Genomic DNA, 23,297 nt, shown 5'->3' on the forward strand with positions numbered 1-23,297 from the left:
TCTAAAGGCTTCAAATAATTTTGTTGTTATTATTTCAACTAACTCCTTTATATGAAATTCATAAGTATAATAATCACGATCACGAAATTCATCCGATCCGTAATTTGGTAAACTGTCAGAATATGCTTCTAAGACAGTTGGTACATCTAACGCCCCTAAATTATTTTCAAAGTCATTCCACATTGACTCAACTGGCGATGAAGACACCGAAGGATTCAAATCATCAAAACCAAAAAACTCCTGCAAATGTTCAAAGACATCATTGTACTCATCTCTTAGAAATATGCCGAAATCTGTATATCTGGTTTTTAACCCATGGTGCAAATCAAATCCATTTCCGATTATATACAATCTCATGTTATACACCCCGTAAAAGCTTTCAAATAAAATGCATATTCGCATATTATTTGTTTATAACAAGCTCCACTGGAATTGGACCATGGGCGATGGGCTGGTAGTAACGAATTGCTTGAGCACGAGCAGTGCCTAGTTGTTGTGTTGGGTTATCCCCTTCAATTGACCACCATTTTGGCTCAATGCTAGGTAGCGTTCCCGCTTGCGTTATTTTGTACAGCCAGCCAAGCATTTCACTCGGCCGAATAGTGTCACCTATTTCAACCGCTAAATTGGCTTGAAAAGGCTTGCCGAAGTCATCAATAGCAAAGGCATACACATCACCTCCCGTCACCTTTAATTCAACGATGCCTTCTTTATCAACCGCTGAGCTTCCAGCATATCGCCACCGGTCATCTGTTGTGTTCTCAACAGCAATCACAGTGCGTTTTGAAAAGTCGCCATCAACTTTAATGACTGCATCTAGTGTTGCTTCGTTTGTTTGCTCAGCACCACCTGAACCAGCACCATCATTTAAATCAATAGAAAAATGAGTATCTTGCTGAATATAAACAGAGCGTATAGCTACATTACGTGGCGTCTGATAATCGAAAAATATCAGCGCTCTGTGACCGTCTAATTCTTGTGCTGCAGCTTTTATAGCCGCATTAATCCCATCTTTAAAAATAAAAAAAACTAATGAATTTCTGGTTAGTAGGTCATCAAAGACAACACCTACTTTTTCTGTATTCGTTATTTTTCCATTTTCAGTAATTGCAGCAGAAATATTGCGAGCAGTTGGAAGCTGGTAGCCAATGGTTTTATAACTGTAGGCGCGCTTAAACATTACCAATAATCCTCATCATCAGTGACAAAACATCCACCCCAATAACCACGATTAAATGCAATATTTATACCAACATTATGGAAATCTAAAATGTCATTAAACTGTGGATTAGTTACACCTAAATTTAACAAGCTTGTTTTCCAGCCATATCCCAAAAGCATATCGCTGTATAACAAACCTCTTAAGCGTCCGCACATACCGTTATCAAAGTGTACAAGAGCCTTTGATAGCTCTGTCTCTTCACTAAAATAGTCAAGATTTTTTGTTTCTACGACTTGTGATCTACGAGAATAAGGATAAATTTTCAAAAAAGGATTAGCTTGATCAACAACGCCCGTTTTCGGATTTCTTAAGTAACTCACCGCGTCTAAGTTATTATCAGTTGCAGAATTAATAGTATTAATAATGCCGCCTGCACAAATGAAAGCAGCTTCATCTTTAAAGTAGTCAGATGCAAACTGACCGAAATAAAGACTGCAGACCGGCTGTGAATACCCATCTGCTGCATTGATCAAAAAAATAGCAGTTTTATCATCAGCAACAACACACCATCTCACATTTTTTAAAGTTCTCAACGTTCCGTTGAACGCTAAAAGATGACGAGTTGTGATTGAATTAAAATCAGCTTTAAACTGTCCTGAACTTAAGTTGATTCCTTTAATGACAGCTGAGCTCACATCAGTAGCAGTCTCTGCAAGATAAACCACAGCAGTGGTTTGTGACTGCCCAGCTTGATTCGATGCAAAGTTAATAATGCCAATGCCGTTGGTCATAGAGAACCCTTCTGGATGCTCATGTATCATTTTCCAACCAGCAGCAGGCTTACCGGGATATCCATCCACTAAGCATCTTTTTAAAATTTGCTTGAGTTTGTTTTGAATATTGCCCGTTAATGCAACGCCCGGGCCATTGGTATCTTCAGATGTATAAATAATTGGTTTAGCCATAACAGCCTCAGACAAGCGCTCTTTCGAGCGCTATTTATTACTCGGCATCGCCGCGCACTTGGATTTTAAAACTATCTTCTTTAACGGTACCTTTACCAGGCTGAACAGTTCTGATAACCCACATATCACCAAGACAAGCATCTGTATTGAAACGAACGGCATTAGCAGGCGACCATCCATCACCCCATCCCTCTTTTTTGATTAAAAAATAAGGTGTATTTGTTGCTGGATTAATCGGTGCACAGTCAGCATTTACACTACCTTGCCCAACAACTCCCAGCTTTTCTTCTATAACATTAAAAACAGTAGAGCTCGTAAAAACTAACGCCCATTTGCCTGCAATACTTCCCATATTTGTAACAATAGGCGGGTAGTTAAGCTGGTTATATTGAGCCGTAGTTTTATCGCCCTCAGGAAAATCAGTCCAGTTGGGCTTGCCCATATTCCATGTTTTCTGGGTAAACCAACGATATAACCGTGCTTGTAGGTCACCATGCATTAATGCACTAGACACTTTTGTTTCGTTGGCAGGCATATCCCAAGGCATTGGTGAACTAATACTAATCTCACCTGTTATTTGCGCTTCTGTAACAATCGTCATATGTTCAATACGATCAAAAACAGTGAGCGGCAAAATAGCGGGTTCATTATCTTGTGTTACTAAATTAATAGGATTTGCCCACTTTAGCGTGCCCGCCTCAAGATCAACACTAAACTGCTGCTTGTTCAGATAGTTTCCGTTTGCATCTTGTACATAGATCGCTGCCTGTTCAGCGCGAGGCAACTGAATCGTATCGCCTGCTTTGGGACTGGCTACTATCAGTTCGGCGGTGTGATGAATCACAAGCATGTCACCGTCTCGATAAATCGGCACTCGCCCATCCGCAGGCAGACGAACAGGATCCAAGCCGATACGATTTGCTGAAACAGGAGTGCTGCTTTGCAGTACAGCGTTATAGCGTATAAGTGTAGAAATCACTTGAATATCGCTTTTGCCTGTCTCATCTTTTTCATCACTCGTAAAACGCACACGTACGATGCCCGCTTGATAATCAACCGTACCTTTAATAACCCCTTTGTCGATTTTGCCGTTTAGGTCAGATGTAGCTGTAATGATCTCACCAGTATCACTGCGTAACGCTGTAATCTGGATTGATGCTGGGCGAACGGGTGTCCCTGGTGTGCGAAAATAAACTTGTGATGTGCTAAAGCCTGTATCGCTGGTTAACGCAGCTAATAGCTGCATTTTATTGGGCGCGTTTTCTGGCCATGTTTGAAACTTAGCAGTACGCTTTGCATAGTCGACAGTACCAACCACTGACCCTGCATTAGTGCGGCTATCAATGTTCTTATACAGCACACCATCGCGGTCTGTATAAGTATCACCACCCCACTGCAGTAACAATGAATTAGGCAGCAAATTAGCACCGCCTGCTTTGATTAAATCAATCGTAATAGCAGCAGTAGAAATCACTTCCTTTTCATCATCAAAACCAACCGCAGCATCTTGTGCGCGAACCAACATAGTGCCTGCAAATACTTCTTTTTGTGGTGTGTTTATTTCACCTAATCGCCAGCTCTCATGACGCCAATAAACATGATAACTTTTATAGTCATACATATTCTCAGTACGTACACTAAATGCACCAGTCTGATAGTTAATAGAGCCATCAACACCAACCCAATTACCTGCGCCGTCATCACGTGCTTCATGCTTTTCTAATGATTCAGTTTGATGCTCTGTAACTGAAGCACTTCCTTTTCCAAATCCTCGTTCTGTTTCAAACTGTGGTACCACGGCTTTGCGTTTACAATCCCAGCGCAGCCATACACTACCCGGCTTAAGCGGCGCACCTTGAATTGTGCCACTGCTCATACCTGTCGCATCGGCACTCATTGAAAGTGGAAAATCAATGGTTGATCCGCTTTCATATTCAACATCTATCGCAGTACCCGGATCCAATGTCTGTTCAAAGTACAGCGTTAAAATTCCAGCAGCGCCATTGATGCTACCTTTTGCGTGAGCTGCGTTAAACTGACCACGGCTATCACTAGTCATCGTCAATACTTGCCCGCTATGAGATGATTTAACCACCACGCCGACTGGATTAATACCTTGTTGTTTGAGCTCGTGAACAACCTTAATTTGAGTCGCGTTGACCTCGGTTTCATGAATATGAAAGTTCGTTTCATTTTGCATAACGAAACTATAAATCAAAGACGTATTCACATCCGGCAAAGCTTCTAAAGTGACACTCACAGCACCCGTCTGAAAGTTAACACTCCCTGTGCCCGCGCCCGATAGCTCACCACTACCTGTATCTTGTAAGTGGTACCAACGCCCAAGCGCCCGAAAACTTAATTCAAAAGTACCAGGGCGTGGCTTGGCTTCACTTAAGTTAAATGTGTACGCATAACCTCGGTTACCTAATTTAATGGCCTCTTCGCCAGTTACTGTTTGCCCCGCTAGTAAGGTACCCACGATATATTCAACACTGGCACGTCCTGTAAATGCTGAAGCCCGAAAAACAGTGATCATGCCCATTTCATAATCAATCAGCACCCGCTCAAAGTTAGACGTATCTGTTTGTGCTTTTAATTCACCTTGGCTGTTATCACGTAATACTTCGCCATTGATGGTCAGTACGACACTGCCACGCAACGCCCCTGTACCTAAGTAACTACGACTTTGACCTGCAGAAGTGCTCACAAACGAAAGCTCTAATGTTCGTTTTTTATTAGCACAAGCCAAACTATAACGTTTACGGGCGCCGCCTGGCTGATCAGTTAATGCATGTTCTTTAATGGTGCTAGGAATAAGTTGAGCAAAAATAGAATCAACCGTTAGATTCATAGCACCTTGTGTGACTGCTGACGCTAATTTGCTAATGCCAAAGTAACGAGCTGAATCTGCAACAGCTGTCGCACGCACAGTAGCTTTAGCTTCACCGTCCAAATTGCGCTCAGTAGTGCCCAATGGATGTGCTTGACCACCGGGCATTTTATTGCGCAACGTATCAGAAATACTGATTGCCAAATAACGCCGCTGGAACTCTTGAATCTTGCCCGCCTCATCGATGTAGTAAAATGTTCTAATCTCATGCTCAACTGCAGACACACGAACAAATTGATCATACGTTTTAGTCACTAACTGAAATACATCACCAATTTCAGGGACTCGGCGTTCTTCAAACTGAAGAGCTGTAATTTGACGCTGCCCAGGATACTGATCACCTAACAAGTCAAAATCGGCAATAATTGAAGGCATCACATACCCTTCAATTAACATTGCTGCATCTTTGCGTTCATCTGTTTGACTGTTTGTGTTAAACAATAATGCATTAACTAAAGGGTCTTTAGGCGATGCACTAATGATTGTATGAGCACCCAGATAAGGTTCACTGTTTTGCGCGACAACACCAGCAAATACTTTACGTAGTGAAGTACGGCCTTCCGTTCTATCAACGCGTGAGATGTCATGAAACAAGTTCTTCATCTCATTATCAATAATCGCTTCGCCTGTTGCGCGCCCGCCGCCATCTTCTTCATCAGTTAAACGCTGGCTTTTCAGTAGTTTTACGTCATCAATTTCGATGGCCATAGTATTTCCTGTGCAATAAAAAACCCGCACTAGGCGGGTTTGAATAAAGTATTAATTTACAAAGGTGCGGAGACGCTAATCAGGCGTATCGTGACAGTGTAAAGATCAGTGTCACTTGGTCTTACTTGTCGATATAGCGGTTTGATCTCAAGTGGAGCATCCTCAGCACGATTAAAGATCACCCAAAATTGACGACCATCAGGTAACGTCAAGGGCATTTTACGGTTTGGCTGGTCACGCAAGATTTCAAGCTGACGAACAAGTGACAACGGCATCCAAACCCCATCGCCACCTTCTAACGTAATCGGGCGACCAAAGCTTTTTACTGCTTCTTGTACTAAGAACTGACCACTCACGCTGCGGTCCTGCTCTTGCCCGATAGCATCCCAATCAAACTCATCAACCCAATCAAACTGATCATCCAGTTCTAAGCTGTCTAGTTTCATCGCGTTCTTAACCCTGCTTCTTTGAGAATATCAAGCAGCTCATCACCGCCACGCTCACCATCGACTTCCACCGTTAACGGCTTTTTACCCGCCAACTCTAACTGGATAACCTGCGTTGGTTGCTTTGGTTGTTCAACAGCTGGCTCTACTGTCTGCTTTTCGCGTTCGATACGTTGCTGCTCTTGCTCGGCTTCCTTAGCCGCTTTATCACGTTCGTCTTGCTCTTTACGTGCCACTTCGTCACGCGCATTGCGGGCGCGTTGATCTTCGATTTTGCCCAATGTTTCAATCGCTTTTTGCATATTTGCAATGGCTTCTTTATCGCCACTAGCTTGTGCTTCAGCGAGCTGGCGATTGAGATCATTACGTTTTGCTTGGTCGCGCGATTGTTCAATTGCATCTTGTCGCCCTTCCAGCTGCAGTAGTTCCTCATTTAACGACTGCAGTGTTTGCTGTGTGCTTTCGTTCATCTGCGCAATACGCTGATTAGCTGCGTCCAATGCTGAGTTAAGTCCTTGCAAGTCGTTCTCGCCGAGCAGCTTCATATTTTTATTTGCAGCTGCAGCTTGTTTTTGAAATTCGACTGCAGTCATGCCGCCACGCTCATACGACTCAACTAGCCTTTCAACTTCAAGGCGCTGCTGTAAAAACTCTTTTTGAATCTGCTTAGAGTTCATCAGCGTTTTGTACTGCCAAATGTTAAAGCCATCATTGAAATGGTTAAGTGAGCGGATACGCGCAATAGACTCTTCGGTTTCTTGGAGCTTATTTTTCAGCGCATCAATGCCCGATAAATCAATATCCGTATCAACATTTTTAATGCCTTGTAGCTTATCGAACGCAGCTAAAGCCTCTTCTGACATTTGCGCCAAAGGCGTGCGAGCATTGGTTAGCACTTGATCAAACCAGTTAACTGCTGCCGCTGATTGCATCACCGAATCTGAAACATCGCCCATGCTGCCACTAAAACGGCGATTAGCTTCCATCTGGTTGCCAATGGCTTTGCGATAACTTTCAGTTGTCTGCTCAACTTCAACACGTTGCACTTGTTGATCTTCTACAAAAGAAGAGCCTGTGCTTGCACTGATAGATTTAAGTTCTGCTACTTTGCGGTTTAATGCCTCTTGTCCTCGCGTTAGCTCTTCTTGCCCAATCATGCCCTCGCGGTACATTTTATTAAGCGCGTTTTTAGCCATCGCAATATCAAGATCATTCTTAGCACTGCCAATAGCTCTTAAAATACCCTCCAGTGATTCAAGGTCTTTTCCTGCTTCAACGGCAGAACCACCTAAGTTTTTAAGCTGCTCTGATAGTGCATAGCTAAGCCCGTTAAACGCCTCTTGTGAGATTTTTCCTTCTTGATACATTTGCCAAAAAGCAGCTTTAAGCTTTTCAACTTCGGCGACACTTTTTGTCGTATCAATGGCATTAAAAATAACAGACAATTCAGTCTGCGCTTGAATCTCATCAAGTATTAGTTTGCGTCGATTTTCTGATTCTGCGGCTAATTGTTTTGTTTGTTTCTCTTGTTCTTCTTTTTGTTTTCTAGCGATTTCAGCAGCGCTCTCTGCTGCCGCTTTTTCTTGATCAGCAAACGATTGTTTAGCATCACTTGTTAACGTATCCCACGCCTTTCTAATTTCCTCTCCAGAACTATTAACACTCTCTTCGAAGTAACCATGAAAGTGATCAAGCTCTTTACGTGCGTTTTTTATGTTCTCTGCCAGTTTATCGCCGCCAAACATATCTGGCACGACTTTAGCCATTTGCTCAGCGCCTGAAAGCATCACGTCCCATAGCCAAGTAAAATACATGCCTATGGACGAGATACCCGACTTTAAGCCGTGATAGAAAATTCTAAACGGCGCTGTAAACAGCTCAAAACGATACTTAATATCATCAAGATAACCGCCAAAGTTACTGGCTAATGCAGCCGCATCTTTATCAATGGTTTTGAAATCAATTTTCAGTGTGCTTTTAACAAAGTTTTCGACCCATGTTGCACCATTTACAAACATGTCACTGATCGATGTTGCAAGCCGGGCAAGTGAGCCGTCCTGCTCCATTTCTTGCAGCTTCTTATAGAACTCATCGAGCTTATTTTTTAGAAAAGTAAAGGCCCCCGCGTCGGCTACCTTACTTTTAAAATCGTCCCACTTGTCGCCTATGCCTTTAATAGAGCCCGCCAAAGTTCCATCACGTGCAGCCTGGGCTGCTTTCCCATATGACTCTGTCATTAAGTCAATAATCATCGACTGAGCTTTAGCCATCTGGCCACTACGTTCAAGATTTTTTAGAAGCTGCTGTTGAGAAGCCGTTAGCTCAAAACCTTGCTCAGACAGAGCTTTCATAGCTTTACTTGGACGCTGTAACGCTTTACCTACCAACTCTGCAGAGCGTGTAATATCCATTCCAAAACGCTGTTGCTGATCAATAGCAATTTGTAATGCACGTGGAAACTCTTCTTTTGCAATATTGGTATACGTTAATAACGACACCTGCATTGCTGTGATGTCTTCTGTTGAGCGCATCGATGTATCGCGCATTGCAAGCGCCATCTTTTGCAGCTCTTCTGCAGTCATGCCAATTTGATTGCCCGTACTGAGCAACGCAGCATCTAACTGAGCTAATACTTGTTCAGACTCACTAGCACTTGCAAAAATTGACTTAAAGCCATCAACAACGGTTCCTGTAACCGACTTCAACGCATTATAAGCTGCTTTTAATGACAAATAACTGCCAACAAACGACCAAACCTCTTTACGAGCGGCTTTCATAGCCTCTTTGATCGTATCTGTTGATCTCGCTTGCTGCTCGGCAGCCCTAGCGGCTTTACGCTGTTCTTGTTCTAGTTGTCGTGTTTGATTGCCATTGGCTTGCAATGCTTTTTTTGCAGTGTCTAATTCAGTAGCTAAGCGTTTTTCTTCACTTGCAAGATCATGAACTTTAATGCCTGCTTCGTGCGCCTTTATGAGCAACTGGCCATTCTCAACACCGAGCTCATCTAGCTTTTTGCGCGCCTTTTCAGACTCACGTTCAACGTCACGGAGTGACTGTGCTAGCCCCTTGCTATCAGGATTAGCTTCAAGTTCAGCACGTAAGTCTTTAATTTGTCGCTCAGTGCGTACTATTGTTGCTTGAGTAACATGCGCTTCTTTAGTTAAACGCGTGATTGTATTAACTAAGCCTATATTTTCTTGTGCTTTATCCAGCTCAGTGCGCAGTGTTTCTGACTCATCACGCAGCTCTTTTAAGGCATCACGTGATTTTTTAGCGGCAGGACTCAGTAGGTCCCTCCCTTGGAGAATGACCTGTATCAACTTGTCTTTGATGCTCATTACTTTTCTCCGGGCATAAAAAAACCCGCACTAGGCGGGCTCTACAAACAATTAATCTTAGAGTTGTTTGATTGATGCTAAAGCAAATTCTTTAGCCTGAATAACTCGTTTCAACTTGGGGAACAATTGTTTGTATTCAAACTCAACTTCTTTAATTTCTTCAGTCGTGAGATTTGTAGCTATCTGCATTGCTTGATCATATTGAGATCCTTCAACTATAAAGGCTAAAAAGTCTTTACAAGTATCATATTTTTTTCGAACCTCAAGATCTACACGACAATCCCTAGCCTTTATGTTTGCGATGTCCATTAATGCTGATATTTTTGCCATCTTCCCAATTGTTGATGCTGGCAACTCCAGAGGGTCCATATATCTAGCTGTTAACTCTGGCTTTGGTATTTTAACAGCAGGACTTGACTGTACCAACTCTGAATTACCAGACAAACAAGGGGTTTGCCTAAACTCAATCTGACCTGCAGAATTAGTGCATTTATAAATTTCAGCACTTGCAAAAGATGGTACTAACAGTAAAAACAATAACAACTTATACATAACAACTCTCCTCATAATTTAAAGAGAGTGTAGCCCGAAATTCTCGGGCTACCAAATATGTAGCTATTTACCATTCTTATTTTCTGCTTTCATGTAGCAGAACTTTGAAATATTTTCAGATTGAATAAAATCATCAGCAAGCAACTCAATTGTAGCTGATAGTTTTGCATACTCTTGCCCGAATACTGCAAAATTTTGGGTCACACCAAACTTAACCTTGTATGCAATTAGCTTGTATGGCTCACCATTTTGAGCCTCATTCAATCCCTGAATTTCTAATCGCAAAGTAGGCGAATTACTTAATAACATCTCAATATCTACAGTATTGAGTGATGTATATGAAGCTTTTATACCTGCACTAGTAACTTTATTGCTACGTGTGACTATGCCGTATTTATTGATTTCATAATCTATACCAACTTTAAGCTCTGTATCATCTGGCAATTTAATAGTTACAGGCTTACTCAAATCAGGCAACGTCTCAAAACTAATTGATTCACCGATAACACCGCCAGAAGTACAGACTTCATCTTTAATTTCAACGCTATCGTGGTATTTATTAGCACCCTGAGTAACTAAAGCAATATTTTCAGGCGTTAAATCATACATACCAACTACAGCGTTTACTGACGTAATTCTTGTTAACGTATTGCGAACACCGCCTCCACCCATATAGTTAGGGTTTTTCTTGGTTTCTTGCTCATAAGTTAAGTTGAACTCATCAATGTTTCCTAAATGAATAAGCTCATCAGATGAGCCATATATTTTTGCATAAACTTTCCCAGCTCCAATAAATGAGCGGTCAACTTGCTGGACACTTCCGCCTAATGACATGGCTTATTCTCCTTTTGTATCTGCTTTTTCTGCAGCCTTTTGATTCGTTAAAAAACCATGCTTTTCAGCATGCTCAATTACTTGTTGAGTTAGTTCTTGTGTGCCTTTTTTAAAGAGCACGTTTTCACCGCCAATTCGCATAATGAACGGCGTTTTAACTGTTACTTGGGCCATATGCCCTCCTGATTAAATGGGTTGCACGTACTCGATATACAGCGGCATTACATGCAGCGAAAACACGTAGCCAGCTTGGGCGGGCATGGGGTTTTCGGTTTTGAAGTAGACTTTTTGTGTGCCTTGAAGGTTTGCCCATTTGCCTGCTAAACAGCGTTTAACTTCCAAGCGGGCTTGGCGAAGTTGGGCGGCGGCGTTGCGGTCTTTAGTGACGAGGGTGATTAGCACTGTGTGTGCTTCTATTACACTGTTGTGCATACGCTCTTTTTCTTCAGTTTCACCAGGTTGCAAGATGATGAACTGCGCAGGTAGGCTTTCGTCTTCACTGTCGACAACATGCGGCACATAGCCTTCTTGAATACTGCCTCCAAAAAGAGGCACTTCTTTTAACTTGTCGGCTAGCTGTTGTAGAAAACTGCTTTGCTTGTCTTCATTCATAGCTACACCACTTTAAAGGCAATGAGGTAGCCATCATCAAAGACTATGCCTGCTAGCTTGAGGCTGAGGCTGCCTGCTTCAAAATGACCATTGGGATCTATTTTTGATAGATCCCGTCGGTTTAATGTGATGGCTTTGGCGCGTTCGCCGTAGTTGCTTTGGTCGATATATTCTTTATCGAACTGATAGCTAATTTCGGACGCGACGATTTCCCCTTTACTGTCGTAAAGAGTGCCTGTGCCATCGTTTAGGGTTTGCATTACTGCAGTATCGAGACGTGCCAGCGATTGTTGAAAAATGCTGGGCATGGTGGGTTACTCGTTAGATTCGGTTGCTTCTACAGTGGTATCCAGATCTAAGCCTGCTTGATCCAGTTGTTCCTGATTTTCATCAGACTGATCAACGTCGTTAGTAGCAGAATTATCATCATTCTGACTCTGTTGATCCTGCGCCGTTTCAGGAATTTGCCATTGCGCATAACCAAGGCTGATTAGTTGATCAACCATGGCTTTGTTCAGCTTCGGTAGTACTTCGCCAACTTGATAAGCTTTATCTACTTGAACACAACCATCAACTACTACTAGCTGTTTAGTCGTGGCCATAACTACACCACTTTGGCAGAGATAAAGGCGTTGCCTTCAAGCAAAGCAACCAACGGTGCAGAAATTACTTGTAGCAAGCGCCTGCTTGGGTCGTTTTCTATCCATGTTTTTGGGAAGCGAGCCGTTTCAATGGCGCCTTGTTCGATTGCGCCAAGGTCTTGAATTGCACCGTATAAGCGTTTATTCGCTGACACAGTTGGTCCCATAATGACACGCCCTTCATCTAGATACGGCGTTAAATTTCCAGTTTGATCATCAATATATGAGCCATCGTAAGCATACAAATCAAGCCCCGGATCATTGAGATAACCAATGTAGGTCACGCCTTCTGGCAGTTCTTCAGGCTTGATAAAGCCTAGATCAATACGACGGGTATTGAGCTGCTCTAAAAAGCTTGGAGTTGTTAACAAAGCATCATAGGCTGCGGCGTCTAACACTGCTGTAGTGACTGAGCGACCGCTAGCTTGCTGGGCTTGACGCTTCCATTTGCGCAGGTTTTCGATAGGGTTGGCGTCCTTACTGCCCCATTGTTTTGTAGCTAAAACAATTTTGTTTTCAGCAGGCATCAAGAAGTCAATTTCATCTTTAACGCCTTCACCTTCCACCATAATTTTACCTGTGGTTAAGGCTTTAGCTGCCATCCACTCTTCGCGGTTTGTGATGCGATTGTTTAACTCTGCTAAGTCTTTACCCAGTTGTTGAGCTGCTCGCTCGGCAGCACTAACGGTTGCATAAGGATTTTGACCCGCTTGACGCTTAAAGAACTGGTCCGCAGTGGTAACGAACTTAGGTTTGACATAAGGCGGTGTATAAGTGCTTGACTTATAACCATCACGCTTTTCAGCTCCACCAGAAACTTGCGGGTTAATAAATGGGGCTAGTTTGCGACCACCTTTAACGATGTCGATATCAACCGTTTTGGTTGGGAAGGTAGCCGAGCCATTAAAGAAGGCGCGCAGCAAAAATGTGCTGGGCGCATGCATTTGCTCTACAGCTTCAAGCATGGTGCGTGTATCAAAAATATCCATTGGTGGCTCCTAGCAAACGAAAATGCTGAGTTTACGTAGATCGGCGTCTACGCTGTTAAGGGTGTGGCCTTCGCCGAGCACCAAGGCATCACCCGAGAAAGCGCCTGTTAGTGCAACGGCTGCTGGTGTTGGGCCGTCTGTGGCGTCGACGTCTTCAAACAAAATGGCGCAGGGGTTTTGTGAGCCATCGGTGGCTGCTTTTACGCTATGCACGTAGTGACCTTGGTCGTTAATGCCCAACAATGCGCCTGCAATTAGCACCTGACCTGCGGCAATAACCACGCCTTTGGTGTGAATGGGAAATGAACCTGCAACAAGGTTGCTTGGCGTAAATTCGGTAACAATTGGATTTGGCATGATGCCTCCTTATTTTTTAAGGCCTGCGCCTTTAAGCATTGCTGCAAGCACACCTTGTTTTTCGGTTTGTTTCTTGTCGGCTTCGGTAGTTGGGGTTTCGGTATCTACTTGCGTAGAGTCCGCTTTGATACCCGCTAAGCTAATGCCGCGTTCTTGGCTAGCTTTGACTAAACTTAATGCAGCGGCTTCGACGGTTAAGCCGCCGTCAATAGCGGCTTTAATTTCTGCATCAAAGCCTTCTACTGCCATCGCTTGAATGCCTGAAATACGCTCGCGTTCAGCAGTTACCGCCTCAGCTTTGGCTTTGTCGAGTTCTGCAGTGGCTGCTACGCTTTCGGCAATGGTGATGTTTTTCGGATCCTCACCAGCCGCTACTGCAGCTTGTAGTTCCGCCGTTGTTTTCACGACTGTCATTAGTGGATTACCTCGGTTTGGGTTGCTAGCAGAAGCGGCTAGTTCGCTTTTGATTTGTTCAAGTGAGCCAAGACGGTGAGCAAGCCCAGCTGTTACAGCCAGTTGACCGACTAATACACCGCCGCTGTCGCCCATTTGTGTGACTTTTTCAGGCGCTACGCCTAAGTGCATGGCGACTTGTGTTTGAAAAACAGTGCCTAAGGCGTCAATCATTTCACCGACTTTGGCGCGGCCTTCTTCGGTTTTAAGATCAGGGCGTTTGTTGGGGGCATTGTGCGAGACAATTTCCCATGTTTTTTGCCCTTCTTTTTCTTGCTGAGTAGTAACTGTGAGCACTGCGCCAATGCTACCGACCACGCCAATGGCATCGACTACTACTTCGTGCGCGGCGCTGGCAATCCAATAGGCTGCGCTGGCACCCATGCCGCCGACGTAGGCGACAATGCGTTTTTTGTTGCGCCCTTGGTACACCAAGTCGGCCAGTTCATTAATGCCACTGGCTTGACCGCCGGGGCTATCGACGTTTAACACTATGGCTTTAACTTTGGGGTCGTCTAGCGCGGTTTGAATATCAGTGGCCAGCACCTGAGTGCTGGTTGCGCCGCTAATTTCAGTGAACAAATTGGCATAGCGAAAGATGGGACCAGTGACTGGGATAACGGCTACACCGTCGCTAATCGTTACTTTTCGGGTATTTTCCAGCTTGTGCCCTAAACGAGTTTCTAGCGCATGAACATCATTCTCACGGTTTGCAATAGTGAGAATATTGTCGAGCGCATCGGGCTGAATAAGCCAAGGTTGGCTGGCAATAGTGAGTAATGCGCTCATTAGTCTTTTTCATCCTCAATTGGTGGGCTGCTGGTTGGCTTGGCTTGTGGCTCAGTATAGATGCCGTCTTGCTTAGCCTTTTGAATTTCAAGTAAGCGCTGGCTATAAATATCGGCATAGGGTTCGCCCGACATTGCCGCACATTCCATGGCTACGTTGCTCACGCCAATTTCGATTCGCTTACCTGCAGCGTTGGCTTCTTTAAGTTCATCAATAGCACCGCGTGCTGGACCAACCCATAAAGCATTTAGGTAGGCGTGGCGTTTGATTGGGTCTACATAATTAGGCAGGTTGATCATGCCCTTTGCTACGGCCTCATCGATCACTAGCTCGCGCGTGGGTTTGCAAAACTCACTGACGAGCCACCAACGGCGCAGGCTGTAATAGCGCCACGCTTGCAACATAGCAGCGCGAGCCGCTGAGTAGCTTTTGTCGTAATTCAGCAACAACTCTTCAATTGGGATTTCCAAAGCCGCGCCGATTTGTTTAACCACTGCAGTGAAGAACGGGTCGAACTGCGCATTAGGTCGGGCTGGGTTGACTGTTACAGGTTCTTCACCTTCGCCAAGGTCGACAATGGCGCCTTCACCCAGCTGAATGTCAGGAGTTCCAGTATCTTCGGTGGGTACATGAGAACCCATGGCAGCCATCGGTAGGCCGCCGTCATTAAAGCCATCCGTCTTTTTAATAAACACGGTAAAGAAGGCGCTGATTACAGCTGCCATTAATTCAGCACTGCTGTAGCGTTCAAGCTTTTGTAACGGCTCAAGCACGGGCGCGAGATAAGGCACGCCACGCTTTTGCCCCGGGCGTTCTTTTTCGTTCATTACATGCAGGGTGCGACGCCGCCCTGTGTGCTTGCCGAATGCTGGCAAACGCTGCCATTTTCGCTCGCCAAAGTTTCCGTTTATACGGTCGATTTTGTAAGTGCTGGCGATGTGGTAAGCAATGGGCGCGCCGTATTTGTCGAACTCAACACCATCGACCATGTTTTCAGTATCAAAACCGTCTGCAGGGTTACATACTCGATCAGCTTCAATCACCTGCAGTCGTGTGCCGAACTGTGTGCCTTCGCGTTTGATGTAAGGCGTGGCGACAAAGGCATCGCCATTCACCAGCGCTGAAATAAGGACCAAGCCTTGTAGTTGATAATGGTTAAGCGTGGCTTCGGCATCGCACTCAACAGGGTTAAGCGCGTACATTTCCCAAATTAGATCAAGCTGACTATTTAGCTCTTGAGCTTGTTCTGTGCTGATTCCGAGCTTTTGCGCGTTAACTTGGGCATAACACACAAGCCCTGTGCCGACGACGCTAGTGCGTTGACGCATAATCGCGGCGCGGGCAATCAGATGATTGCGCATAGCATCGCGTGAGCGCCCGACTAGCATTTGACGCTCGTTGGTTGGCAGGTCGGCAATGGCGCTGCGTACTCCCGGCAGCCAGCCAAGTAGTGAGCGTAACCCCCGCGATGCACCACGGTAGCGGGTTTCAACGCCACCGCCACCGCCTTGCGCCGTTACATTGTGGCTAGGCTGGGCGTATTGGGCGGCTTGCTTTACAATTTCGCGAATGGTTTCTTTTGATAGTTGTGTCATTAGAGCACCCCGTAATAAATACGGCTTCGGGGCGCACCACGGTTGACACGTTTCTCTAATGCGACTTCGCGCAAGTACTGCTGTTCTAGCCGATGCAATGTCGCTAAGTCGGCACGGCGTAACTCGCGCCCATCTTTACGTACTGATTGGCCGTAAGTATTCACTTCGCGGATGGCTTCACGCACATCGGCAAGGCGTTTTGCTGCTGTTTCCATGGTTGCCTCGCTTAATAAACGCCGCCCCCTCGGCTGCCGCGACGAGCTCTGGCTCGTGCAGGTACTGGGGCAACTGGTTGCGTGGATTCACTGAATAAGGTGGGTTGCATTAGCTGCTGTTCGAGTGCGTCCCACTCGTGCTCTTTGAGCAAGTGGGTTTTTAGCGAACGCGCTGCGTGCAGGGCATACACTTCAACGTCTAAGGCTTCGTTGCGGCGCCCTGCTTTTTTCTGCCAGACCATTTTGCTTGGGCTGCGCGGGTGCGGTGCTAGCACTTCATTAGTCAGCTGCTCGAAATAGTCTTCACGTATGTTTTGATACCAGTGCATGCGCCCTGGTCCTTTGCCTGTTAACCTCAGGCGTTGGTCTATCAAAGTTTTGGCTTTGTGTGTGCCAACTATCAGCACTTTAAGCCCGTATCTCGCGGCTTTTGTACCTGTTTTGGTGACCTTGCCTGAGTCGATTGAAGTGGGTGGGCGTGAGTAAATTTCACGGTCACGACTGTCAATCGATGCGCCTTTGATCGCCATAATTCCGTAGCGTTGACGGGCGCGGACGTAGGTATAAACGGCATCACTCGTGGTACCATCCGAGCTGTCAATTGATACCGCACTAACGCCTAAGTGCCCGCCGTTTTCGCGTGGGATGGGGGTGCTAATGATTTGATCAAGCGCTTTCCAAATGGGGTCATTGATGTCGATAGTGTTGCCATGAATTTCGCCCCAATAGATACGCCATGATTCTTCACCACGCCCCCATCCCACAATGACGATTGCTAATCGGTCGTGCTGTACGTCGATGCCGATGGTTAAAAGTAGAACGCCTGCAGGTGCGGTCATTTCCGTATAATCTTCTGAGCGCTCTTTTAGTTCATCAGTTTTCGGGGCGTCGCTTTCGTATTCATACGAGCGCCCTTCTGAACTGTTGATGAATGCAATAAGTGGCCCGATGTTGCCTTGTTCTGCAGCATGTTCTGCCTGTAGTTTCTTTTCCATGAGCATGGCAAAGCGTGAGCCGTAGAACGTGGCATAAAGCTCGTTTAAGTCAAACCCTGCAATGCCGCGAAACTCGGCAGTTGCTACCCAACGCCCATGTTTTAAGTTTGCATTTTTTTGGTTATCGTCCCAAATTGAGCCGCAGTGCGGGCAGGTATAAAAAGCGGTTTCTGGCCGTTTGTTGCCGTAAACAGCATGATTGACGGTTGGGTCTTCATCGCAGTGTAAGTTGTCAAAACTCAGTCGATGTTCTTGCCCGCAATCGTGGCAAGGTACTAAGCCGACGCGCTTGTCTGAAAGCTCCATCTCTGCATCGATGGCAGACAGGCCTTTAAGGGTTGGCGTGCCACCGATGATCACTTTAGGTCTGCGGAAGGTTTTTAGTCGTTCTTTAGCGAGCTTGATACTGTCGCCTTGACCACGCAGGTTGAGATTACAGTCGTCTGGCTCTTCAACAATCACTCGCGGAACGGGTGTTGATTTCACACTTGCTGGCGAGTTAGAACCAACCATCTTTAAGAAGCCGCCTGCGAATTTCTTGAAGTCTTGCCGTTGTTGTAGTTTGCGGCTACGTAGGTCGACTTTTTTCGCGAGCCTTGGCGTGGCTTCAATCATTGGCTCAAGCTTTTCGCCTACATATTGTTTAACCGCTTCGGCTTTTGGAAATAGCATTAAGATGGGCGATGGGTCAATATCAATCCACTTACCAATCGCATTACCCACAACGCCCGAGGTCCAAGCTACCTGTGCTGATTTTCGGCAACAGATTTCGCTGATATTAGGATCTTCCAAGGCTTCAAGTGGTCCATTTGGCCACGTGAGATGTGGCGTAATGCTAAAGCTGTATTTTCCTGAACGGGCAGCTTCTTCTGGTGCAAGCCAGCGGTATTTGTCAGCCCATTCGATAATTGTCATTTTCGGAGGTGGCGACCAGCGTTTGCAGATTTGCACAAGGGCAGTACTGGCGGTGTTACTCAGTATCCTCCTCAATTTCGGGTTCGTTGTAATACCCGTCTTCAGTTGCGTCATAGTTGGCCATATTCCTCAACGCCTGCTCGATGGGTTCGCGTATGTGTTGTTCGTCTATTTCTACGCCGTATCGTGCAGATAAATCGGTAGCTATTTGATCGGGGATAGTATTGAGCAGCTCGGTTTTGGCTGCTTCGATCATAGCTTCAAAGCGGCTGACAAGTTCGTCAGCAATTACGACTTCGCCCAAGTCTTTGGCTAGGGCAAGTTCTTCGCGATCTCCGCGGATTCGGTCAAGCCGATCTTTAACACTTTCTTTACCGCCGTTGGCTGCGCGGTTAGCAATCCATTCGATTACATCGGCAGTTTCGTATGTATTTTCGTTGCCGCGTCCATTGCCAATTTCAGCAACGGGCATTCCATCATTTTGCCAGCGGGATAATGTGCGCTCATCACGCCCAACAATATTGGCAAGCTGGGCCTTAGTTACACGCATTTAGATACCTCAAATAAAGACGGACACACATGCAAATTTTTCAGCTAGAGAGAAAACACGGCTCGAATTACCCGTGCGGGGTAGGGGTGGCTGAAAGTACCTTTTGATTATTTTTGCTTTAGTTACAGGTAAAAATGATTTAAATCCATTGATTTAATTAAACTCCTGCATATTCTTAGAGTTCATTTCACCAGTTAAATCCTCAGTTAACACCATCATATCTTCAAGTGATTCAGTCACTCAAGGCTGTTCTAACTGGTGAGATGGTTACAAGATGTTGACCGCTATGGAACAACTGTTGGACGTATTTATATAAAGAAAATGAATATCAACTGCTACTTTTTGAAATCTGGCGACGACTGGATGTATCCGCGATATGTCAAAGACAGTCAATTATTCAAGCTACAGGTTGAAGCTAAAGCGGCGCAGCGTGGATTGTCGAGACTGCCCGAAGGGGAGCGTGCACCGCAGTAGGTCTAGCTGCAAAAAGTTAAAAATTAAATTCTCACACAGAAAAGTTTTTTTCCTTCAACAGCATGTGCTCTTTCTGCTTATCAGGCATAAAAAGCACACGATTGTCCTTTAATGACTCCGGATACTTATTCAATCCTGTTGAAATGATAACTTGAAAATCAACTCCATAATTTTTCAACTCTTCCAATTGTTGAATACACTGTTTGAGATGATCTAATTCAATTCCAGCAGTTTCAGGTGTATCAATAAGTAAAAATCGTGGGAATCTCACGGACTCATCAGACAAGGCTAAATGCATGAGAGTAATAAAGTACATCAGCCTAATTGAAACAAGCGCGCTTGTTTCCCGATAGAGACCTTCATTAATTGAAGGCAAATAGTTGTCCAACGTAATCTTTGCAGACCTGCAATCAGGTAAAGTATTTTTCATTAACTCATCATACTTTTTACTAAACGCATTTACTTTTGAAGTTACGTCCTGCTGAGCTTCAATCTCAAGCTGTTTCCTCTTTAATCCTGCTTTTTGTGCTTTGTCGCTGGCCAAATCAAAGTCCTTTTGAAAACGCTCCAACTTTGATTCAATCTCCAATAATCGACTTAAATTCGCAACATCTTCTCTAAGTTGTAATATTTTATCATCAATATTATTTAGGCTTTCAATATCAACAGTTTCGTCAACTCGTCCAAGCATTTCATGTAGCTTTTCACGTAAATTCTGCGACTTCTTCTCTTCTGACTCAATTTCTTTTTTTATCTCTTGAACTTCAGAGTCACAATCATCATATGCAGTTTTAATTGTTGATAGCGCCTTAATCTTCGATCTCAGAATATCCTTATACTCTTTTGATGTGTAGAAAAACCTCTCATATTGTTCTTCTTCAATCGAAGCGCCACAGACACATTGCCCTTCCTCACGATTCACGTGACTTAAGCAGTATGGACAAGTATCAGACGTAAAAAGATTCAGCTGATCGTGAGAAAAAATAACTTTTTCAATGCGACTAATTTCTGAAACAGACTCATTTCTAACTACATTTAATTTGTACCGTTCATTGAAAGCAGAGACCAGATTTTCTTTTAATTGGCTTAATCTAAGTTCGCAATCAATTAATTCTGACTTGCACGAATCAATATCTTGATTAATCGTATTTGATCCAGACCGATTACGCTTGAATGCTTGTCTGGCATCATGCAGCTTGTCTATTTGCTGCTCTTTATCAGAGATTTCTTTCTGCAAGAAGCTGACATTTTTATCCTCGCCATTTTTTCGCATTTTGTCGGCTAAAAGCGTGTACTCACTCACAACTTCTCTAGCCAAATTTTTATCTCTCGTCAGTTTCTTTTCTTCGACAATAGAGTCGTAGTAATCAGAGTACGCTTTACCAACTAAAAGTTCAAAAATAGCTTTTCGAACTAACTCAGAATCAGAAACATAAGTTGAATTAGTATCTGGCTTTTTATAAATGCCCTCTGGGTTCGGCTGTTGATCGTGATAAATCAACCGCATCAAATCTGATATATTAATCTTAAATGTATTGTATCCATAAAAAAGCTCAACTACAGCTATTTCTAACTTTTCGAGAATCCAGTCGGAAAAAACGTATGCATCGCTGCTTCTCTTTATGGGATATACTTTAGTTTTACCTTCTGAAAGAACAAATTTTACCTTCTCGTCAAATAAAGTCTTTTTATCTTCTGAATAGATTTTTTCAACCACCCGCTCATAGGGAATTACTGTTACGTCATTATCTTCAAAGTAGCGCCTGAGCAAATAACTGCCATCATTGAGTGAGACATAAAGATCAACATAATTATTACTATCAGAAGTTATTTCATCGTGACGCTTATTATTATCTCTTCGAAATATTGGAACCTCACCACCTAATGCAAAATAAATCAAATTACAAAAGGTGCTTTTCCCTGTTCCATTATCACCTTCAATTAGAATGATATTTTTGTCGAACTCTTTAGACTCAAAATAATACTTGCTTCCTTCATAAACAAGCTTATTAACTCGCATTAGCCCCACGCTCTAACTCCATTTTCAACATAAATTTTACTTAACATAGTATCTAGGGTTAGTGATGCCAAACGAATGACTTTTTTTGATAATTTTTTTATATTCTGAGATTCCGACTCGAAAACATTACTGTTCAAAAAGTCATCAGGAAGATTATCCTTCGCCAAAGTCACATCAATTTCTTGTATGTTACGTCGCTTAAGAATCACATATCCTCTCTTCTCAAGGACAAACAACAACTTAAGAATTTCACTTCTTCGAATCAAGCCATTCGAATAACTGTCAAGTAAACACTCATAATCTTTAGGGTTCAGCTTTTTTCCTGAAGAATGAGAAACCACATAAACTGTTTTATCATCACTGATAATGTCAGTTAAAAAAGCCAACTTTTTATAGTCTCTAAAAAATTTTCCATCACGACAGCCTAAAGAATCCAAAATAACCAAAACTGAATAGCAATAAAGATAGAAATCTTCACCGCTTAGGTACATTAGCCTTTTCTTTGTACTTATATCACTCATCACTATGCTCATCAAAAGCTAAAAAACACCCATCAAACAAATTCCAAATAATTCCTTCTATTGTTTTATCATTAGAAATTGTATATTTGTAATCTGTCTTTAACTTAGAAATATCTTCTACTGCTTTTGATACAAGAGTTTGAAGAATAGCATCCAATTCGCCGCCGTTTTTAGGGACTACATACCCGTCACCTGAAAAATATTCTTCACAAGCTTCAAAAACACGATACTTCAAAGACAAAAAAGACTTGTCCGCTTCACGCTCTTCATACTTAGAGCCACTTGCTTTTCTTGCTAACAGTCTAATTCGACGATCTGAAATATTCTTTATTACTGAGAGCACTTTTTCTTTCAGATTTCGCTTATCGGTCACATTCTTTTCTATCTCAGCGATATAACGCCATGTAGGATCTATACTTTCGTCAGGAATTTGAGACTCTGCTTCTTTAAAAGCCAACTTTACATCTGAACTATGAACCAATTTATCGACTAAGTTTTTACTATTTTGTCTTTGACTCAGCTTTTCCATTAGCAAACAAAATATAGTATTTTCTTTGCCTATGTGTGCATTATTGTGAAGTGGTGAATTCTCAATATCCTTTAAAACTGTCTGCTTGAGAGCATCCTCATCTTCCTGACCAAAATGCCATATTATTTTCTTCCAAAACTCTTTAAACCTATCAACAGTTTCATTCTGAAGTGTTTCTAAGTTTCCTGATTTAGACTTTTCTTTATATTGGGAAGCGTACTCTTCAACAAGAATTTCTTTTACCAAATTAATAGTTTCATCTGAAACGTCATCCAACGATTGAAGAATTTCTAAAATTGGTTTTTTTGGTAGAGTTATTTCTTTACCGCTATTGAGCTTGAATTTTCTCTCCTTACCTACATCTCTCGTTGTATAAAAGCCCAAATAAACACTGTTACTAGTGCGAAACTGATCTACATAGATGTCATAAAAACTGACCAACGTATTAATAACAGGAGGGCTAAAAATTGTGAAATTCCCATTCAGGTCATAATTCTTGTCTTCTTCGAAGTAATTACTGACTTCTCCAGCTACAATAGTCTGATGGGAAACATCTTCAAAATTTTCCACTGCAGTAAAAAACACAGTATTTTGATCCTGCTGAATCGTTTGCAGCATGAGCTTTATCGCCCTGATGAGCTGTAATCTAAAGCCTTTACCAGAGTCACCAGCTTCCCTATTGATAGTCTCTGTAGTCATACAAAAGTGTCAATTTTTCGCTGAATTGCTTTTTCAGAAAACACA

Annotated in this window: 23 protein-coding genes; 1 reads left to right on the forward strand and 22 read right to left on the reverse strand. The window is 43.5% G+C overall.

The features are described from left to right. The 19 genes from VQ643_RS09460 to VQ643_RS09550 form a co-directional block, all read right to left on the reverse strand. The coding region (locus VQ643_RS09460; protein WP_414199524.1) for an AbiH family protein at nucleotides 1-357 on the reverse strand (357 nt) is incomplete at its 3' end. A 46-nt stretch (nucleotides 358-403) separates the two neighbouring features. Further along, the gene (locus VQ643_RS09465; RefSeq protein WP_414199525.1) at nucleotides 404-1,180 is read right to left on the reverse strand and encodes a hypothetical protein; all 777 of its coding nucleotides are present in this window, start codon (nucleotides 1,178-1,180) and stop codon (nucleotides 404-406) included. Further along, nucleotides 1,180-2,127 carry a hypothetical protein gene (locus tag VQ643_RS09470; protein ID WP_414199526.1) on the reverse strand — a complete coding sequence of 316 codons (948 nt, stop codon included), beginning with the start codon at nucleotides 2,125-2,127 and terminating at the stop codon, nucleotides 1,180-1,182. Before VQ643_RS09470 ends, VQ643_RS09465 begins: the two co-directional genes overlap by 1 nt. A gap of 37 nt (nucleotides 2,128-2,164) precedes the next feature. After that, entirely contained in the window at nucleotides 2,165-5,728 is a 3,564-nt protein-coding gene (locus VQ643_RS09475; protein WP_414199528.1) for a hypothetical protein, read from the reverse strand. Between the two features lie 56 nt (nucleotides 5,729-5,784). Then, nucleotides 5,785-6,174, reverse strand: coding sequence for a hypothetical protein (locus VQ643_RS09480; RefSeq protein WP_414199529.1), 390 nt, complete (start codon nucleotides 6,172-6,174; stop codon nucleotides 5,785-5,787). Further along, the gene (locus VQ643_RS09485) at nucleotides 6,171-9,512 is read right to left on the reverse strand and encodes a phage tail length tape measure family protein (RefSeq protein WP_414199530.1); all 3,342 of its coding nucleotides are present in this window, start codon (nucleotides 9,510-9,512) and stop codon (nucleotides 6,171-6,173) included. Before VQ643_RS09485 ends, VQ643_RS09480 begins: the two co-directional genes overlap by 4 nt. A gap of 57 nt (nucleotides 9,513-9,569) precedes the next feature. Continuing rightward, on the reverse strand, nucleotides 9,570-10,064 hold the full coding sequence (locus tag VQ643_RS09490; RefSeq protein WP_414199531.1) for a DUF4124 domain-containing protein: 495 nt from the start codon (nucleotides 10,062-10,064) through the stop codon (nucleotides 9,570-9,572). Nucleotides 10,065-10,127: 63 nt separating this feature from the next. Then, nucleotides 10,128-10,898, reverse strand: a complete 771-nt coding sequence (locus VQ643_RS09495) for a hypothetical protein (RefSeq protein WP_414199532.1) — start codon at nucleotides 10,896-10,898, stop codon at nucleotides 10,128-10,130. Between the two features lie 3 nt (nucleotides 10,899-10,901). Beyond that, on the reverse strand, nucleotides 10,902-11,072 hold the full coding sequence (locus VQ643_RS09500; RefSeq protein ID WP_414199533.1) for a hypothetical protein: 171 nt from the start codon (nucleotides 11,070-11,072) through the stop codon (nucleotides 10,902-10,904). A 12-nt stretch (nucleotides 11,073-11,084) separates the two neighbouring features. Continuing rightward, nucleotides 11,085-11,510 carry a hypothetical protein gene (locus VQ643_RS09505; protein WP_414199534.1) on the reverse strand — a complete coding sequence of 142 codons (426 nt, stop codon included), beginning with the start codon at nucleotides 11,508-11,510 and terminating at the stop codon, nucleotides 11,085-11,087. A gap of 2 nt (nucleotides 11,511-11,512) precedes the next feature. After that, entirely contained in the window at nucleotides 11,513-11,818 is a 306-nt protein-coding gene (locus VQ643_RS09510; RefSeq protein ID WP_414199535.1) for a hypothetical protein, read from the reverse strand. 6 nt (nucleotides 11,819-11,824) lie between these two features. Further along, the gene (locus tag VQ643_RS09515) at nucleotides 11,825-12,112 is read right to left on the reverse strand and encodes a hypothetical protein (RefSeq protein ID WP_414199536.1); all 288 of its coding nucleotides are present in this window, start codon (nucleotides 12,110-12,112) and stop codon (nucleotides 11,825-11,827) included. Nucleotides 12,113-12,114: 2 nt separating this feature from the next. Beyond that, entirely contained in the window at nucleotides 12,115-13,140 is a 1,026-nt protein-coding gene (locus VQ643_RS09520) for a major capsid protein (protein ID WP_414199537.1), read from the reverse strand. Between the two features lie 9 nt (nucleotides 13,141-13,149). Continuing rightward, nucleotides 13,150-13,497 (reverse strand): head decoration protein, encoded by a 348-nt coding sequence (locus VQ643_RS09525; protein WP_414199538.1) that lies wholly within the window; start codon nucleotides 13,495-13,497, stop codon nucleotides 13,150-13,152. Between the two features lie 9 nt (nucleotides 13,498-13,506). Continuing rightward, on the reverse strand, nucleotides 13,507-14,739 hold the full coding sequence (locus tag VQ643_RS09530; protein WP_414199539.1) for a S49 family peptidase: 1,233 nt from the start codon (nucleotides 14,737-14,739) through the stop codon (nucleotides 13,507-13,509). Beyond that, nucleotides 14,739-16,334: a phage portal protein gene (locus tag VQ643_RS09535; protein ID WP_414199540.1), complete on the reverse strand. Its 1,596-nt coding sequence runs from the start codon at nucleotides 16,332-16,334 to the stop codon at nucleotides 14,739-14,741. The genes VQ643_RS09530 and VQ643_RS09535 overlap by 1 nt, the downstream gene beginning before the upstream one ends. Continuing rightward, on the reverse strand, nucleotides 16,334-16,549 hold the full coding sequence (locus VQ643_RS09540) for a hypothetical protein (protein WP_414199541.1): 216 nt from the start codon (nucleotides 16,547-16,549) through the stop codon (nucleotides 16,334-16,336). The genes VQ643_RS09535 and VQ643_RS09540 overlap by 1 nt, the downstream gene beginning before the upstream one ends. Before the next feature lie 11 nt (nucleotides 16,550-16,560). After that, nucleotides 16,561-18,573 carry a phage terminase large subunit family protein gene (locus VQ643_RS09545; RefSeq protein WP_414199542.1) on the reverse strand — a complete coding sequence of 671 codons (2,013 nt, stop codon included), beginning with the start codon at nucleotides 18,571-18,573 and terminating at the stop codon, nucleotides 16,561-16,563. Then, a complete protein-coding gene (locus tag VQ643_RS09550; RefSeq protein ID WP_414199543.1) occupies nucleotides 18,515-19,009 on the reverse strand; it encodes a terminase small subunit in 495 nt (164 codons plus the stop codon). The genes VQ643_RS09545 and VQ643_RS09550 overlap by 59 nt, the downstream gene beginning before the upstream one ends. A gap of 258 nt (nucleotides 19,010-19,267) precedes the next feature. On the opposite strand from VQ643_RS09550, the gene VQ643_RS09555 reads away from it, so the two are divergent. Beyond that, complete coding sequence (locus tag VQ643_RS09555; protein ID WP_414199544.1) at nucleotides 19,268-19,483, forward strand: thermonuclease family protein; 216 nt, start codon at nucleotides 19,268-19,270, stop codon at nucleotides 19,481-19,483. Nucleotides 19,484-19,514: 31 nt separating this feature from the next. Here VQ643_RS09555 and VQ643_RS09560 read toward each other — a convergent pair whose 3' ends face one another. From VQ643_RS09560 to VQ643_RS09570, 3 genes are read right to left on the reverse strand one after another with little or no spacing between them, the layout of a single operon-like run. Beyond that, a complete protein-coding gene (locus VQ643_RS09560) occupies nucleotides 19,515-21,512 on the reverse strand; it encodes a hypothetical protein (protein WP_414199545.1) in 1,998 nt (665 codons plus the stop codon). Continuing rightward, a complete protein-coding gene (locus VQ643_RS09565) occupies nucleotides 21,503-22,024 on the reverse strand; it encodes a hypothetical protein (RefSeq protein ID WP_414199546.1) in 522 nt (173 codons plus the stop codon). The genes VQ643_RS09560 and VQ643_RS09565 overlap by 10 nt, the downstream gene beginning before the upstream one ends. Next, nucleotides 22,017-23,252, reverse strand: a complete 1,236-nt coding sequence (locus tag VQ643_RS09570; RefSeq protein ID WP_414199547.1) for a hypothetical protein — start codon at nucleotides 23,250-23,252, stop codon at nucleotides 22,017-22,019. The genes VQ643_RS09565 and VQ643_RS09570 overlap by 8 nt, the downstream gene beginning before the upstream one ends. Nucleotides 23,253-23,297: the final 45 nt, after the last annotated feature.

This window comes from Pseudomonas sp. F1_0610 (genome assembly GCF_047470865.1).
In the GTDB taxonomy this organism is placed as follows: Bacteria; Pseudomonadota; Gammaproteobacteria; order Pseudomonadales; family Pseudomonadaceae; genus JAZDRH01.

Coding starts and splice junctions, on each gene's coding strand:
- VQ643_RS09525 (WP_414199538.1), bottom strand. CDS start 13,497: ATGCCAAATCCAATTGTTACCGAATTTACGCCAAGCAACCTTGTTGCA.
- VQ643_RS09475 (WP_414199528.1), bottom strand. CDS start 5,728: ATGGCCATCGAAATTGATGACGTAAAACTACTGAAAAGCCAGCGTTTA.
- VQ643_RS09505 (WP_414199534.1), bottom strand. CDS start 11,510: ATGAATGAAGACAAGCAAAGCAGTTTTCTACAACAGCTAGCCGACAAG.
- VQ643_RS09500 (WP_414199533.1), bottom strand. CDS start 11,072: ATGGCCCAAGTAACAGTTAAAACGCCGTTCATTATGCGAATTGGCGGT.
- VQ643_RS09520 (WP_414199537.1), bottom strand. CDS start 13,140: ATGGATATTTTTGATACACGCACCATGCTTGAAGCTGTAGAGCAAATG.
- VQ643_RS09565 (WP_414199546.1), bottom strand. CDS start 22,024: ATGAGTGATATAAGTACAAAGAAAAGGCTAATGTACCTAAGCGGTGAA.
- VQ643_RS09545 (WP_414199542.1), bottom strand. CDS start 18,573: ATGACGCAACTGAAGACGGGTATTACAACGAACCCGAAATTGAGGAGG.
- VQ643_RS09515 (WP_414199536.1), bottom strand. CDS start 12,112: ATGGCCACGACTAAACAGCTAGTAGTAGTTGATGGTTGTGTTCAAGTA.
- VQ643_RS09495 (WP_414199532.1), bottom strand. CDS start 10,898: ATGTCATTAGGCGGAAGTGTCCAGCAAGTTGACCGCTCATTTATTGGA.
- VQ643_RS09530 (WP_414199539.1), bottom strand. CDS start 14,739: ATGAGCGCATTACTCACTATTGCCAGCCAACCTTGGCTTATTCAGCCC.
- VQ643_RS09540 (WP_414199541.1), bottom strand. CDS start 16,549: ATGGAAACAGCAGCAAAACGCCTTGCCGATGTGCGTGAAGCCATCCGC.
- VQ643_RS09485 (WP_414199530.1), bottom strand. CDS start 9,512: ATGAGCATCAAAGACAAGTTGATACAGGTCATTCTCCAAGGGAGGGAC.
- VQ643_RS09465 (WP_414199525.1), bottom strand. CDS start 1,180: ATGTTTAAGCGCGCCTACAGTTATAAAACCATTGGCTACCAGCTTCCA.
- VQ643_RS09490 (WP_414199531.1), bottom strand. CDS start 10,064: ATGTATAAGTTGTTATTGTTTTTACTGTTAGTACCATCTTTTGCAAGT.
- VQ643_RS09480 (WP_414199529.1), bottom strand. CDS start 6,174: ATGAAACTAGACAGCTTAGAACTGGATGATCAGTTTGATTGGGTTGAT.
- VQ643_RS09570 (WP_414199547.1), bottom strand. CDS start 23,252: ATGACTACAGAGACTATCAATAGGGAAGCTGGTGACTCTGGTAAAGGC.
- VQ643_RS09510 (WP_414199535.1), bottom strand. CDS start 11,818: ATGCCCAGCATTTTTCAACAATCGCTGGCACGTCTCGATACTGCAGTA.
- VQ643_RS09470 (WP_414199526.1), bottom strand. CDS start 2,127: ATGGCTAAACCAATTATTTATACATCTGAAGATACCAATGGCCCGGGC.
- VQ643_RS09550 (WP_414199543.1), bottom strand. CDS start 19,009: ATGCGTGTAACTAAGGCCCAGCTTGCCAATATTGTTGGGCGTGATGAG.
- VQ643_RS09535 (WP_414199540.1), bottom strand. CDS start 16,334: ATGACACAACTATCAAAAGAAACCATTCGCGAAATTGTAAAGCAAGCC.